Raw genomic sequence first — 14,762 nt, forward strand, 5'->3', positions numbered from 1 at the left:
TTATATAATATTCTAAATTTTATAAATTATATTATATAATATTATTTTTTTAATCAAACAATAATCTATTATTTTTAGAATCATAGTTTTTGTAATAAATAATTTAAGATTATTTATTCAATTTTGATTGATAAGTATGGATTTTCTTTTTCTGCATCTTTAAAAGTAGTTATAATCGTTTTTTTAATTTTTTTGGAATATATGAGGGTTATTTCAGTTTTTTCACCTATTTCACTTAAACAATCGAATAATGCATCTAAATTTTTACCATAATATTCTGGAAAATTTAAGCTTTTTTTCATATATTCATGAGGATTGTTTTCCATGAGTTTTCCGTTAAGTATTATTTTTTTCATCATTTTCCTCAATTTTAATTTAATTTGGTGAAAGTTTTATAATGGTTATCTGTGTAATATATATCTCCATCGGGTGAATAAATTATTCTTTTAGCTCCTCTAGTTTTTGATCCATTTGTATCAATATCACATTCTATGTATTCTTTTCCTTGAGGTAATACTCGCTCACGATTTGTGAAATAATCCCCACCAATACTCTTTCCAGGGGCATAAGGTTCTAAATATCCTCCATGCCATCCAAGATATCTTGCATCTGATTTACTTATATAATTATCTGGTAGTTTGTCGAATTTTTCAATATATGCAGCAACATCATTTTCTTGATCGTATTGTCCATTTATTTGGATAGAACTATTTGATGATATTTGATTGTTTGATGAATTTATGGTTTGAGTATAGATTATACATCCAGAAATTATTATTATTATTAAAAAAATTAGTATAATTGGCTTTATTTTTTTCAAATTTATCATCTTTAAATAATATTCATATAAATTATAATAATTTTTTTATAAGTTATATTTTTTTATTAATTTGTTCATAGAACCTGTCATCATAATTTTTAGATATGTCTGGGTATTGATTCCATACACAAATTGAAGTATCAGGTATAACACTTTTCTTTTCTTTAGAAAATTTAGAATATATATGCATCATTTCTTCACCATCTCTAATTATCATTTTTACAAAGGGTATATTAGCTTTGTAAATATTTATGTATGGATTTTCTAAACTTGATATGATGTCTGTTTTTTTATTATTTACATAACAATATGGGGATGCTAAAATATTTATTTTAATGTTTTTAGACATTTTTTTTAAAATATTGTCTAATGGTTCTTTTTCATTTTCAAATAAAAAACCTATTCTCATGTTTAATGTTCTTTTTGATCGTGATATTATTTCTATTTCTTTTTTTATTATTTTTTCCTGATTTCTGATTAACCACATTGGTGCTTGGACTTGTGAAATTTGGTTTTCATATGTGTCGTTTAAATTATTTTCTGTTTCGTTTAATTCTTCGATTAATTTATCTTTTTCTTTTTTGAATATATCTTTTGGTGGGATAGCTGTATATTTTAAAGGTCTTCCTTTTTCTAAATCTAAGTAACCTTTGTTGTATAATCTTTTTAGCACGTCATAAACTTTTGATCTAGGAACTTGTGAATCTATGCTTATTTCGTGGGGAGTTCCGGTTATCATCCTATTTAAACTTTGATATACTTTAGCTTCGTACATGCTTAACCCTAGTTTTTGTAATGAATGGATGGTTTTATCTTTCAATTTTATTACCCTTATTTTAGTAAAATTTTTTTATAATATACCTTATTATACTTTTTACCCTTAATAAGTTACACTATCTTTATATGTATTATGGTTATATTATGATTTAAGCATAAAATATGTAAAAATATTTTTCATGGAGGAAAAAATTATGACAAATGAACCATTAGATATGTTTTGTTATCAATGTTCCCAAACTATGGGTGGAACTGGATGTACTATACGCGGAGCTTGTGGAAAAACACCAACTGTTGCTAGATTACAAGATAATCTTATTTTTGCATTAAAAGGTATTAGTGCCTACAATTACCATGCAAATGAGTTAGGTGCTAAAGATCAAGATGTTGATGAATTTTTAACAGAAGGATTATACACTACATTAACAAATGTGAATTTTGATGCAGGTGATTTAATAAATATGGGATTAAAAGCTGGAGAAGCTAATATAAAAGTAATGAAATTACTTAAACAAGCTCACATAGACCATTATGGTGAACCAGAACCTGCAGAAGTAAAAGTAGGAGCTCAACCAGGTCCTGGAATATTAGTTACAGGTCATGATTTAAGAGCTTTAGAAGAATTACTAAAACAAACAGAAGGAACAGGTATTAATATATATACTCATAGTGAAATGATACCAGCTCATGGATACCCGGGATTAAGAAAATATGAACACTTAAAAGGACAACTTGGAGGTCCATGGTATGATCAAAAGAAAATATTTTCAAAATATAATGTTGCAATATTAGCTACATCTAATTGTGTTTTACTACCAAAAGATGATTATAAAGATAGATTCTTTACAATGGGTGTTACAAAATTGCCTGAAGTACCAGTAATAGAAAATTATGATTTCACTCCATTAATTGAAAAAGCAAAAGAATTAGGCGATTTAGAACCTGAAAAATTAACTACTTTATCAACCGGATTTGGAGTATCTACAATATTATCTTTAGCTCCAAAAATTAAAGAATTAGTTGAAGCAGGAAAAATTAAAAGATTCTTTTTAGTAGGTGGATGTGATTCACCATTCTCTAAGAATAAATATTATCGTGAATTTGTAGAAAATTTACCTGAAGACACAATAATTTTAACATTAGGTTGTGGAAAATATAGATTTAATGATTTAGAATTAGGTGATATTGAAGGAATTCCAAGATTATTAGATATGGGTCAATGTAATGATGCAATTGCAGCTGTTGACGTGGCATTAGCATTATGTGACTTATTTAATGTTGAATTAAATGATTTACCTCTCACTATTGTATTAAGTTGGATGGAACAAAAAGCTGCAGCTATTTTATGGAGTTTATTCTATTTAGGTAAAAAAGACATGTTAATAGGTCCAATTTTACCAGCATGGGCTAATGATGAAATAGTTAAAGTATTAGTTGATACATTTAATTTAACTCCAATAGGCGATCCAAAAGAAGATATAAAAAAGATCATGGGTTAAAATTTAATATTTTAAAATTAATCAGAGGAGTGAATTAAATGGAAGATTTAAAAGCAAAACCAATTAATATAGAAAACTTAATTGATTACCAAAAAGATTCTGTAGTAAGTATGGAAGTAATTAAAAAAGAGCTTGGAACAGTAACACTATTCGCATTTGATAAAGGACAAGGTTTAAGTGAACATAGTGCTCCTTTTGATGCAATGGTACAAATAATTGATGGTGAAGCAGAAATAACTATTGATGGAAAATCAAATAATGTTTCAAAAGGTCAAATGATTATAATGCCTGCTAACATACCTCATGCTTTACAAGCAGTTAATGAACCATATAAAATGATTTTAACAATGATTAAATCTAATTAAAATCTATTAAATTAATTATTTTTTTATTCTTTTTTTGATATTATCTTTTTTTATTCTTTTTTTATAAATTATCTAAATTATATTTTTTATAAAATAATATAAATCTTATAAAATTTAAATTAATTATTATAAAAATAAATTTTAAAAATTATTTTAATTAAAGTGATTTATTATGAGAAGCGATAAAGTAAAAAAGGGTGTTCAAAGAGCACCTCATAGATCATTATTCAGAGCATGTGGTATTAATGATGAAGATTTTAAAAAACCATTTATTGGTATAGCAAATAGTTTTACAGATGTAGTTCCTGGACATATTCATTTAAGAGATTTAGTTGAATATGTTAAAGAAGGTATACGTGCAGCCGGTGGAATACCATTTGAATTTAACACTATGGCAATATGTGATGGTATAGCTATGAATCATGAAGGAATGAAATATTCTTTACCTTCTAGAGAAATAGTCGCTGCTACAGTAGAAAGTATGGTTAAAGGACATAGTTTTGATGGGCTTGTTTTAATGCCAAGTTGTGATAAAGTTGTTCCTGGTATGTTAATGGCTGCTGGAAGATTAGATATTCCTACAATAGCTTTAACTGGGGGGGCAATGGTACCTGGAAAATTTAAAGGTAAAAATGCCGATTTGATTACTGTCTATGAAGCTGTTGGTGAATTTTCTTCCGGTAAAATCACTGAAGAAGAATTAGATGAACTTGAAAGAGTTGCATGTCCTGGAGCAGGAAGTTGTTCTGGATTATTTACTGCAAATTCTATGGCTTGTTTAACTGAAACTTTAGGTATGAGTCTTCCTACTTGTGGAACTACTCTTGCTTTAGACCCTAATAAAAAAGAGTTAGCTAAAGCTACTGGTAAAAGAATAGTTGAAATGGTTGAGGAAGATTTAATTCCTTCAAAAATTATGACTCAAGAGGCTTTTGAGAATGCTATTGCTTTAGATATGGCTTTAGGTGGTTCAAGTAATACTGCTCTTCATATTCCTGCAATTGCTTATGAATTTTCAGATAAAGGTGTAGATGTAACTTTGAGTTTATTTGATGAAATTAGTCAAAAAGTTCCACACATTGCTCTTTTATCTCCTGCAGGAGAAGATACTATATTAGATCTTCATAATGCTGGAGGGGTACAAGCTGTTTTAAAAGATATTGAACCTAAAATTAATAAAGATTGTTTAACTTGTTTAGGTACAACAGTTGGAGAAAATATAAAAGATGTTGTAGTTAAAAATGAAGAAGTTATTCATCCTATGGATAATCCAGTTCATGGTGTTGGTGGTTTAGCAATACTTAAAGGAAATATTGCACCTAATGGATCTATTGTTAAATCTGGTGCTGTTCCTGAAGATTTAATGCATATTAAAGGTCCTGCAAAAGTATATAATAGTGAAGAAGAAGGTGTTGAAGCAATATTTGGGCATAAAGTTAATGATGGGGATATCCTTATAATCAGATGTGAAGGCCCTATTGGTGGTCCTGGAATGAGAGAAATGCTTAATCCAACTAGTGCAATTGTAGGAATGGGACTTAATAATGTAGGTTTAATAACTGATGGAAGATTTTCTGGAGGTACAAGAGGACCTTGTATAGGTCATGTTTCACCTGAAGCAATGGATAATGGGCCTATTGGATTATTAAAAGATGGAGATATAATTGAAATAGACATTAATAATAGAACTTTAAATGCTGAATTATCTGAAGAAGAATTTAAACAAAGATCTAAAGATGTTGAACTACCTAAAAAAGAAGTTAAAGGTTGGTTAGATATCTATAGAAAAAATGTAACCTCAGCAGATAAAGGAGCTATAATGAGATAATTTCTTATAATTATATTTTTAACTTTTTTTTTAAAATCCTTAATTTAATATATTATAATAAATATAAAAAAAATATAAGGTGTTAAATTGTCGAATAAAAAAGAAATACTAGCATATGTTGTAATCATTATCATTGGATTAATGGTTGCTCAACACTTGAACGTAGTTGTTTCTGGTAGTATGGAACCTGTTTTTTATAGGGGAGATATTGTAATAGTTCAAAAAACTGATTTACTAGGTATCCAAGAATTTGATCCAGACAGTGTCCAAGTTGGAGATATAGTTGTTTATGATGCTAGTTGGTTTTCAAGTCCTGTAATTCACAGGGTAATAAATATTACCGAAATAAATGGAACTACGTATTATGAGATAAAAGGTGATAATAATAAAGTTCCAGACCCTTATTGGGTAACGTCTGCCCGAATAAAAGAGAGGGTTGTAACTATTGGTGATCAACCTTTAATTATCCCAAAAATTGGTTATATTACGATTGCTTTAAAAGGATTATGATATTAATTCTAAAATTTTAATATAACTAGTTAATTAAATGAAATAATTTATAGACTATTTGTAGGGAGTTTTTTCCTCCCTTTTACACACTTTTTTTATTTTTTTATAAAAATTCAATAATTAAAATTATATTTTATATATTAATTTGGTGTATACGATGAATATTGCAGTAAAAGATGAAGCTTTTAAATCATTAAAAAATTTGCTTGATAAAAAGGGATATGATATTCCAGATAATGAAATTAAATTAGAATTCCCTCCTAATCCAGAATTAGGAGATTTAGCTACTACATTAACATTTTCATTAGCTAAAATATTAAAAAAGTCTCCAAATTTAATTGCTCAAGATTTAGTTAAGGAAATTGAATTTCCAAAAATTTTTGATAAAGTAGAGGCTAAAGGACCTTATTTAAACTTTTTTATTAATTATGATATTTTTTCTAAAGAATTATTAAAATCTATTAAAAAAAATTATGGTCAACTTCCAAATAAAGATGAGAAAATTGTTTTAGAACATACCTCAGCTAATCCTAATGGCCCATTACATGTGGGACATATTCGAAATTCTATAATTGGAGATTCTTTAAGTAGAGTACTTAAAAAATCTGGTCGAGATGTCGAAACTCAATATTATGTTAATGATATGGGTAGACAAATAGCTATTATTGTATTTGGAATTACTGAATTAGGTTTAAAAATAGAAGATCAAGAAGGAGATAAAATTGATCATAAGATTGGTCAATTATATTTCAAAGCTAATCAAAAACTTAATGAAAATAAGGAATTAACTTCTAATGTTGATGATTTGATTCAAAAATACGAGAAAGGTGATGATGCTGAACTTAATAAAATTTTTGAAAATGTTGTTTCTCAATGTATTAATGGGGTTAAAGAAACATTATCTAGAATGAATATAATTCATGATGATTTTGTTTGGGAAGGTCAATTTGTACGAGATGGTACTGTTGATAAAATTACAGATGAACTATATGAAATAGGTTATGCTAGAAAAAGTGATGTTTTATACCTTGATTTAACTGAATGGGATATAGATAAAGAGTTAGTTCTTAGAAGAGCTAATGGGACTTCATTATATTCAACTAGAGATATTGCTTATCATATTCATAAATGTCAACAAGGGGATATTGTTCTTGATGTTCTTGGTGCTGATCATAAATTAGCATTTAAACAGGTTAGTCTTGCATTAGAAATTTTAGAAGTTGTTGAACCAAACAGTGATGAGCTTGAAGTTGTATTTTATGAATTTATTAATTTACCTGATGGTTCAATGTCTACAAGAAAGGGTATTTTTGTTTCTGTGGATGATTTAATTGATGAAGCTGTTTCAAGAGCTAGAAAAGAGTTAGATGAAAGACGTCCAGATTTATCTGATGAAGAGTTAAATAATATTTCTGAAGAAATTGGTATTGGAGCTATTAGATTTTATATTGCAAGATTATCTCCAGAAAAACCTATTACTTTTAAATGGGATGAAGCTTTAAGTTTTGAAAGAGGTTGTGCTTCTATTCAATATGCTCATGCTAGAGCTTGTAAACTACTTAAAAAAGCTGGTGATAAGGAACTTTCAATTGAAGATAATTGGTCACCTGATGATGTAGAGAAAGATTTAATTAGGAATTTAGCTAAGTTCCCTGAAGTTATTGAGAATTCTGCTTCTTCAAGACATGTGCATCCTATTGCTCAATATTGTCAAGATTTATCTAGTGCTTTTAATAAATTTTATAAATCTGAACAAGTATTAGGGTCTGAATTTGAAGGGGTTAGATTAAACATTGTTAAAAAATCTCAAATAACTCTTAAAAATGCTTTAGATTTATTAGGAGTACCTGCTCCTGAAATGATGTAAAAAATAGGTTTTTTAATAATTTAAATTTTTTAGTTTAAATTATTAATTTTTTTTTTATTTATTAGATTTTATATTTTATTTTGTTGGTTTTTCACTTGCATTTTCTTCATAGTCTTTCATATAAGAATCATTGCTTGGTTTTATTGCTGTTTTAATTACTCCACCTATTGCTTTTAAAAGGGCCATTCCATCTTGTCTGACTTGACTAATAATGTAACATGGTCTTAAATAAAATTTTATGAAAGCCATAGTTTGTAATCTTCTTAAATCTTTCATTGAGCAATCTACTGTTTCTAATATTGGAGATATTAAAGTATACTTAGACCAATCTTTAACTTTAATTAAATTTTTCTCAAATGCTTCTTTATAAAATCTTGTCCCTGGGTATGGGGTAGCTAAACTAAAAATTGCATAATTAGGTTTTAAGTCATGAACAAATTTTATAGTTTTATTAATACTTTCTTTAGTGTCTCCAGGCATACCCATTGCTACAGAAGCTATTGTTCTAATATCATTTTCTCGTGATATTTTAAATGCATGTTGTATTTTTTCTACTGTAGTACCTTTATGCATATCGTCTAATGATTGTTGATCTGCGGATTCAACACCTAAAAATATTGTTATACATCCTGATTCTTTCATTATGTCTAATAATTCTTCATCTAAATTATCAACACGTGCAGTACAACCCCACATAATGTTTAAATTTCTGGCCATTATTTCGTTACATATCTCTTTTACTTTACGTTTGTTTAATGTAAAAGTATCATCGAGGAAAGCTATTGTGTCTATATCATAGTTGTTTTTTAAATATTCTATTTCATCTACAATATTTTCTGTACTTCTGCTTCTTATTCTTCTTCCATGCATAGCTGCTGATGAACAGAATGAGCATTGATTTGGACATCCTCTTGTTGTTATCATTGTTGTCATATGGGTTGTAACATCTAACATACGATATTTGTCCATAGGCATTAAATGTAGTGCGGGATATGGTAATGTATCTAAATCTTGGATAACTTCTCGATCATTGGTCACTATAGTTTTTTCACAATCATTTTTGTCTTTAAATACAAGCCCATCAATGTTTGATAAGTCAGTATTGTTTTCAAGTGCTTGTGCTAATTCTACTATAGTATTTTCCCCTTCTCCTCGAATTACAATATCTATATTTGGATTTTCTATAATTTCGTTGTAAGTGAAAGTAGGATGATAACCACCAATAGCTACAATTGTATTAGGTAATATTTTTTTCACTACTGCAGCAGTTTCTAATGCTGTTCCTATTGTTGGTGTAAGTGCAGTTAATGCAACTAAATCAGGTTTTCTTTCTAATAATTCTTGTTCTATTTCCTCATATGTTAAATCTAATGCAGAAGCGTCTAAAATATTTACTGGTATGTTATTTCTTTCAAGCATTGCTGCCATATAACCTATACCAAGAGGGGGAGCTATAACTCCAATGAATTTGTATTTAGATTTGTAATGAGGTGGATTTATAAAAGTAACATTCATTTTATCAAGTCTTTAATATTTTTATTAAGTAAGTATTTATAATATTTTCCTTTTATAAATATTACTATAAATAATTATTTTGTTTATAATTTGTGGATTAATAATACATCGTTTTTTGCATTTTTAACTACATTTTCTGCTACGCTACCTAAGAATAATTTATCTAATCCACTTTTCCCTGAACTTGCAATAACAATTAAGTCCACATTTTCTTCTTTAGCTACTTCTATTATGGATTTTGCTGGGGATCCTGTGACTACTTTTGTACTTATTTTCACGTTTGCATTAATTTTTTCTTTCATTTTTGCTACATTTTCTTCAGCATTTTTAGAAAGAAGATTATTTAAATTACTTATATCATCTTCATTTGATAATTGGAGTGTTATTATGTTACTTGCAACAGATAATAATATTAATTCCCCATTTTCTTTGTCGATGATATTTAATGCGGTTTCTATTTCTTTATCAGCGTTTTTTGAACCATCAGTTGGTAATAAAATTTTTCGATACATTTTTCCACCAAGTTTTTTATATATTATTTTATATATTTTATTTTTTTATTAATTTATCGATTTTTTTCAAATAAAATTGTTGTATTAAAAATTAAAATTTTAGAATAAGAATTTTTTCTAATTTTATACTTTTTTTAGTTTAAAATTAGATTTTTTTTAAAGTGATTTATTTTAGGTGAAAAAAGGGGGAATTTAAAGATTTTATTTTATTTTAAAAAATAATACATTACTGCTTTTTGGGCATGTAATCTGTTTTCAGCTTCGTCTATAACAACAGATTGGGGTCCGTCTATAACATCACTTGTTACTTCTCTTCCTCGAATAGCAGGTAAACAATGCATAAATATTGCATTATCATTAGCTAATTCCATGAGTTCTGAGTTGACTTGGTAATTTGCGAAGTCATGTAATCTTTTTTCTGTTTCTTCCTCATCACCCATACTAATCCAAACATCAGTGTATATAACATCTGCACCTTTTACAGCATTTTTGACATCAGAGGTTATATTAATTTCGGATCCATAATTATCCGCTATTTTTAATGATTCTTCAATAATTTCTTCATTTGGTTGGTATCCGATTGGGCAAGCAACTGTAATATCCATTCCTAAACAAGCACAAATTAAAAGTAATGAATTACAAACATTATTCCCATCACCAACATAAACAAATTTTCCATCAAAATTTCCTAAATGTTCTTTGACAGTTAACATATCTGCTAATGCTTGACAAGGGTGTTCTATATCAGTTAATCCATTAATAATTGGAACAGTGGCTTCTTGTGAAAACTCAACAACATCTTTATGATTAATAGCTCTAATCATTATTCCATCTACATATCTACTAATAACTTTAGCTGTATCTGCAATAGGTTCTCCTCTACCCATTTGGATATCATTATTAGAAAGGAATAATGCTTGTCCTCCTAATTGGTACATACCAACTTCAAAAGACACTCTAGTACGTGTAGATGATTTTTGAAAAATCATAGCTAATGATTTCCCTTTTAATGGTTTATCCTCTATGTTTCCTGCTTTAAAATCAATAGCTAAATTTAAAATGTCTACAACTTCGTTTTCAATATCTTTTATTGATAATAAATTTTTCATTTAAAATTTCCCCGTTTAAAAAAATAATTTTCAAAATAAAGTTTTTAATTAATTAGTATAAATTTGTTAAAAAAATTATCATGTTTTTATAATAAGTTATACTATTTCATTTTTTTAATAATTAAAACTTTCGTTTAAAATAAAATATTTTAAAAAAAATAGGAGAGTAGGAATATCTTATTAACTTTTTATATTCCTAAAATTTGATGCATATGTTTTACTCTTTTGTTAATAAGAGTATCTGTACCTACATCTTTTCTATGATAAACATTTCCATTTATAAATTCACAAGCTTTTTCAGCTTTTTTTTCTGCTTCAGAAATTGATTCACCTTGAGCCACTACTCCTAAAGCTCTTGAACCAGATAAATAGATTCCATCATCTTTTTGATTAACTGCTGCATAGAATACATTTGCACCGATTTCATGAATTTTTTCTTCATTAATATCTATCTTAGTATTATTATATTTTGTATTTGGGTACCCATCTGGAACAATATATTTACAAACACTAGCTTTATCTTCAAATTCAACTTTATTTAAATTATTATTAATAATGTCTTTACATACATCTATCATTTTAGTTTTTAATAATGGAAGAACATTCATAGCTTCGGGATCTCCGAATCTAGCGTTATACTCTATTAATCTAGGTCCATCGGCACATAACATGAATTGCCCATATAAAATTCCTTTATATGGTTCTGTTTCTTTAGCAATTGCTTCAATGGTTTGTTGCATAATGTTTACTGCAATATCATAATTTTCTTTTGATAAAAATGGTAGTAATCCTCCTTTATCAGAATATGAACCCATACCTCCAGTAATATCTCCTTTATCTCCTTCAAGAGCTTGAGGATGATCTTGTGCAGCAGGCATTGGTGCTAGGTGTTTTCCATCACAAAATGCTTGTATTGTAAACTCTTCACCAATTAATCTTTCTTCAATAATAACTTGAGCAAATCCGCCCATTGCATTGTCCATAACTTCCTTTGCATAAGCTTTTGCTTCATCATTATTTTTTAAATGTTCACCTACAATTTTTACTCCTTTACCTCCAGTTAATCCTACTGGTTTAACTACGGCATCTTTATCAAAACTGTCTAAAAACTTACTAATATCTTCATAGTTGTCGAATACTTTATAAGTTAATGAACCAGGAATTTCATATTTTTCAAATAAATTTCGCATGAATGATTTATCAGTTTCAATTCTTGCAGCTTCTTTTTTAGGACCTACACATTTAATTCCATTTTTTTCAAGTTCATTTACAATTCCTTTCCCTAATGGACTTTCTGGTCCGATAACAGCTATTTCTATTCCGTTTTCGCTAGCATATTTAGCTACTTTTTCTATTTCTTCTTCAGAACCTTGTTTAAAATTTGCAATTTTTGAAATTCCAGGATTTATTTTTCCTGTATATGCATATAATTCAACATCATTTTTCAATGCATTACAAATGGCGTGTTCTCTTGCTCCAGTTCCGACAACTAAGACCTTCATCTTCTTTTAATCTCCATTATTTTTTTTCGTATTATGTATATAAATTTAAATAAATTATATTTCTTTTTATGTATTTTTTTAATTAAAAAACTTTTTTATAATATATTTATATTAATATTGAAATACAATAATAACATATTATAATTAATTTTATATTAATAATTTATAATAAGAGAAAGTTAAGTAGGTGCTATAAAATTGAAAGGCGGAGAAGCCATAATAAAATCTTTGAAGGAACAAGGAGTAGATACCATTTTTGGGTATCCTGGTGGTCAAACTATACCATTTTATGATATGTTATATGATTCTGATTTAAAACATATTTTAGTTAGACATGAACAAGGTGCTGTTCATGCTGCAGAAGGTTATGCTAGAGCTTCAGGGAAAGTTGGAGTTTGTGTTGCTACTTCTGGACCTGGGGCTACTAATTTAGTTACTGGAATTGCTGATGCGTTTATGGATTCAACTCCACTTATTGCTATTACTGGTCAAGTTCCAGTTCATTTAATTGGTAATGATGCTTTTCAGGAGGCTGATATTGTTGGTATTACAATGCCTGTAACTAAACATAGTTATCAAGCTAAATCTGCTAATGAAATACCTTCTATTATTAAATCTAGTTTTGAAATTGCTAGTACTGGTAGACCTGGACCAATTTTAATTGATGTTCCTAAGAATGTTCAAGAAGGTGAAATTACTGAATATGTTGATGATTTGATTTCAACTCCAGGTTATAATCCAACAATTAAGGGTAATATCAAACAAGTTAAAAAGGCTGCAGAATTAATTAAAATGTCTAAAAAACCTATGATTTTAGCAGGTGGTGGGGTAATAATTTCTGGAGCTTCTCATGAGCTTGATATTTTATCTAATTTAATTAATGCGCCTGTTATGACTACTTTAATGGGTAAAAGTGCTATTCCTGAGGATCAAGATAATTGTCTTGGAATGTTAGGTATGCATGGTAGAGAAGTATCTAATTTGTCTGTTAATAAAAGTGATCTTTTAATTGCAGTTGGGTGTAGATTTTCTGATAGGACCACTGGAAAATTAGATGAATTTATACCTAATACTAAAGTTATTCATATAGATATTGATCCTGCTGAAATAGGTAAAAATGTTGATGTTGATGTTCCAATTGTTGGTGATGCTAAAAATATTTTAGGTTCTATTGTAGATGAATTATCTGGATTTAAATCTAATAATGATTCTATGAATTGGTTTAATAATATATTAGAATGTAAAAATTCTTTCATTCCTAGAGTATCTTATAATAGTACTCCTTTAATGCCTCAAGAAATTTTTAAAGAGATTAATGCTTCTGTTACACCAGATACTATACTTACTGCTGATGTTGGTTTAAATCAAATGTGGGCTGCACATTTTTATGATTCAACTAAACCTAGAACATTTATTACTTCTGGTGGTTTGGGGACTATGGGTTTCGGTTTTCCTGCTGCTATTGGTGCTAAAGTTGCAATGCCAGATAATCCTGTACTTTCCATTGTTGGTGATGGGGGATTTTTAATGGTTAATCAGGAATTAGCTACTATTAAAGAGTATGATATTCCAGTTATAGTTGCAATACTAAATAATCGTAAATTGGGAATGGTTTATCAATGGCAAAATCTTTTGTATGATCAACGTTTATCTGAAACTGATATGGGTAATACTCCTGACTTTGTTAAGTTAGCAGAAAGTTATGGTGTTGCTGGTCAAAGAATAACTGATACTGAAGAAACAGGTAAAGCTGTAAGTAAAGCAATTAAAGATAATGAATCTATTGTTTTAGATATTGTTATTAAAAAAGATGAATTTTTACCAATGGTTCCTCCTGGTGCTGCTGTTGATGATATTCTTGGTGAATTTAAGCATGAATGTGATGTTTGTAATAATGGTGGTGATTAAATGAATGATTATGATGATAGTAATCAATTTCATATAATTAGTACATTAGTTGAAGATAAACCGGGTGTTTTACAAAAAGTTTCAAGTTTATTTACAAGAAGAGGTTTCAATATTGAAAGTATCACTGTAGGTCGTTCTGAAGTTCCTAATCTTTCTCGTATGGTTATAATTGTTAAAGGGGATTATAAAGTTTTGGAACAAGTAATTAAACAATTAAATAAACTTGTTGATGTTGTAAAAGTTAAAGATTTAGAACATAATCATTCTGTTTCTAGAGAATTATGTTTGATTAAAGTTAAATCTGAGGATGAAAAATCTAAATTAGAAATTATGCAGTATGTAAATATTTTCAGAGCTAAAGTTATTGATATTTGTGATAATAGTTTAATTATAGAAGTAACTGGTGATGTTGGTAAAATTAATGCTTTAATTAATTTACTTAAATCTCATGGTATTAAAAAGATTGCTAGAACTGGTTCTACTGCTATGGCTCGTGGAAATTATTAATTAATTTTTATATTTCATTAATTAAATTTTTGAGGTATATAAT

At 28.0% G+C, this 14,762-nt stretch carries 14 protein-coding genes; 7 read left to right on the forward strand and 7 right to left on the reverse strand.

All coding sequences use genetic code 11. The features are described from left to right. Positions 1-113 precede the first annotated feature (113 nt). The 3 genes from ACA135_RS00195 to ACA135_RS00205 are packed head-to-tail and all read right to left on the reverse strand — an operon-like array spanning position 114 to position 1,640. Positions 114-356 carry a barstar family protein gene (locus ACA135_RS00195; protein WP_409198316.1) on the reverse strand — a complete coding sequence of 81 codons (243 nt, stop codon included), beginning with the start codon at positions 354-356 and terminating at the stop codon, positions 114-116. 14 nt (positions 357-370) lie between these two features. Next, positions 371-829, reverse strand: coding sequence for a ribonuclease domain-containing protein (locus tag ACA135_RS00200; RefSeq protein WP_409198317.1), 459 nt, complete (start codon positions 827-829; stop codon positions 371-373). A 43-nt stretch (positions 830-872) separates the two neighbouring features. Continuing rightward, positions 873-1,640 carry a TrmB family transcriptional regulator gene (locus tag ACA135_RS00205; protein ID WP_409198318.1) on the reverse strand — a complete coding sequence of 256 codons (768 nt, stop codon included), beginning with the start codon at positions 1,638-1,640 and terminating at the stop codon, positions 873-875. Positions 1,641-1,791: 151 nt separating this feature from the next. On the opposite strand from ACA135_RS00205, the gene hcp reads away from it, so the two are divergent. From hcp to argS, 5 genes are all read left to right on the forward strand, one after another. Next, on the forward strand, positions 1,792-3,096 hold the full coding sequence (hcp, locus tag ACA135_RS00210) for a hydroxylamine reductase (RefSeq protein ID WP_409198319.1): 1,305 nt from the start codon (positions 1,792-1,794) through the stop codon (positions 3,094-3,096). Positions 3,097-3,134: 38 nt separating this feature from the next. Then, positions 3,135-3,461: a cupin domain-containing protein gene (locus tag ACA135_RS00215; RefSeq protein ID WP_409198320.1), complete on the forward strand. Its 327-nt coding sequence runs from the start codon at positions 3,135-3,137 to the stop codon at positions 3,459-3,461. A gap of 172 nt (positions 3,462-3,633) precedes the next feature. After that, entirely contained in the window at positions 3,634-5,289 is a 1,656-nt protein-coding gene (ilvD, locus tag ACA135_RS00220) for a dihydroxy-acid dehydratase (RefSeq protein ID WP_409198321.1), read from the forward strand. 87 nt (positions 5,290-5,376) lie between these two features. Beyond that, entirely contained in the window at positions 5,377-5,799 is a 423-nt protein-coding gene (locus ACA135_RS00225; protein WP_409198322.1) for a signal peptidase I, read from the forward strand. 157 nt (positions 5,800-5,956) lie between these two features. Next, entirely contained in the window at positions 5,957-7,666 is a 1,710-nt protein-coding gene (gene argS, locus ACA135_RS00230) for an arginine--tRNA ligase (RefSeq protein ID WP_409198323.1), read from the forward strand. Between the two features lie 75 nt (positions 7,667-7,741). Here argS and ACA135_RS00235 read toward each other — a convergent pair whose 3' ends face one another. The 4 genes from ACA135_RS00235 to purD all read right to left on the reverse strand — a co-directional run bounded on the left by ACA135_RS00235 (position 7,742) and on the right by purD (position 12,304). After that, positions 7,742-9,181 carry a B12-binding domain-containing radical SAM protein gene (locus ACA135_RS00235; protein ID WP_409198324.1) on the reverse strand — a complete coding sequence of 480 codons (1,440 nt, stop codon included), beginning with the start codon at positions 9,179-9,181 and terminating at the stop codon, positions 7,742-7,744. Between the two features lie 83 nt (positions 9,182-9,264). Next, positions 9,265-9,693 (reverse strand): universal stress protein, encoded by a 429-nt coding sequence (locus tag ACA135_RS00240; protein WP_409198325.1) that lies wholly within the window; start codon positions 9,691-9,693, stop codon positions 9,265-9,267. A 206-nt stretch (positions 9,694-9,899) separates the two neighbouring features. Beyond that, a complete protein-coding gene (gene argF / locus ACA135_RS00245) occupies positions 9,900-10,802 on the reverse strand; it encodes an ornithine carbamoyltransferase (RefSeq protein WP_409198326.1) in 903 nt (300 codons plus the stop codon). A 188-nt stretch (positions 10,803-10,990) separates the two neighbouring features. Further along, a complete protein-coding gene (gene purD, locus ACA135_RS00250) occupies positions 10,991-12,304 on the reverse strand; it encodes a phosphoribosylamine--glycine ligase (RefSeq protein ID WP_409198327.1) in 1,314 nt (437 codons plus the stop codon). 198 nt (positions 12,305-12,502) lie between these two features. Between purD and ACA135_RS00255 the strand changes: the two genes are divergently transcribed. Continuing rightward, the gene (locus ACA135_RS00255; RefSeq protein ID WP_409198328.1) at positions 12,503-14,212 is read left to right on the forward strand and encodes an acetolactate synthase large subunit; all 1,710 of its coding nucleotides are present in this window, start codon (positions 12,503-12,505) and stop codon (positions 14,210-14,212) included. Then, the gene (gene ilvN, locus ACA135_RS00260) at positions 14,213-14,719 is read left to right on the forward strand and encodes an acetolactate synthase small subunit (RefSeq protein ID WP_409198329.1); all 507 of its coding nucleotides are present in this window, start codon (positions 14,213-14,215) and stop codon (positions 14,717-14,719) included. Positions 14,720-14,762 lie beyond the last annotated feature (43 nt).

It is taken from the genome of Methanobrevibacter acididurans (assembly GCF_046197875.1).
Taxonomy (GTDB): Archaea; Methanobacteriota; Methanobacteria; order Methanobacteriales; family Methanobacteriaceae; genus Methanobrevibacter_A; species Methanobrevibacter_A acididurans.

Bases quoted from the DNA above. Each gene is read 5' to 3' on its own strand.
- ACA135_RS00195 (WP_409198316.1), bottom strand. From the start codon at position 356: ATGAAAAAAATAATACTTAACGGAAAACTCATGGAAAACAATCCTCAT.
- ACA135_RS00200 (WP_409198317.1), bottom strand. From the start codon at position 829: ATGATAAATTTGAAAAAAATAAAGCCAATTATACTAATTTTTTTAATA.
- hcp (WP_409198319.1), top strand. From the start codon at position 1,792: ATGACAAATGAACCATTAGATATGTTTTGTTATCAATGTTCCCAAACT.
- ACA135_RS00215 (WP_409198320.1), top strand. From the start codon at position 3,135: ATGGAAGATTTAAAAGCAAAACCAATTAATATAGAAAACTTAATTGAT.
- ilvD (WP_409198321.1), top strand. From the start codon at position 3,634: ATGAGAAGCGATAAAGTAAAAAAGGGTGTTCAAAGAGCACCTCATAGA.
- argS (WP_409198323.1), top strand. From the start codon at position 5,957: ATGAATATTGCAGTAAAAGATGAAGCTTTTAAATCATTAAAAAATTTG.
- ACA135_RS00235 (WP_409198324.1), bottom strand. From the start codon at position 9,181: ATGAATGTTACTTTTATAAATCCACCTCATTACAAATCTAAATACAAA.
- ACA135_RS00240 (WP_409198325.1), bottom strand. From the start codon at position 9,693: ATGTATCGAAAAATTTTATTACCAACTGATGGTTCAAAAAACGCTGAT.
- argF (WP_409198326.1), bottom strand. From the start codon at position 10,802: ATGAAAAATTTATTATCAATAAAAGATATTGAAAACGAAGTTGTAGAC.
- purD (WP_409198327.1), bottom strand. From the start codon at position 12,304: ATGAAGGTCTTAGTTGTCGGAACTGGAGCAAGAGAACACGCCATTTGT.
- ilvN (WP_409198329.1), top strand. From the start codon at position 14,213: ATGAATGATTATGATGATAGTAATCAATTTCATATAATTAGTACATTA.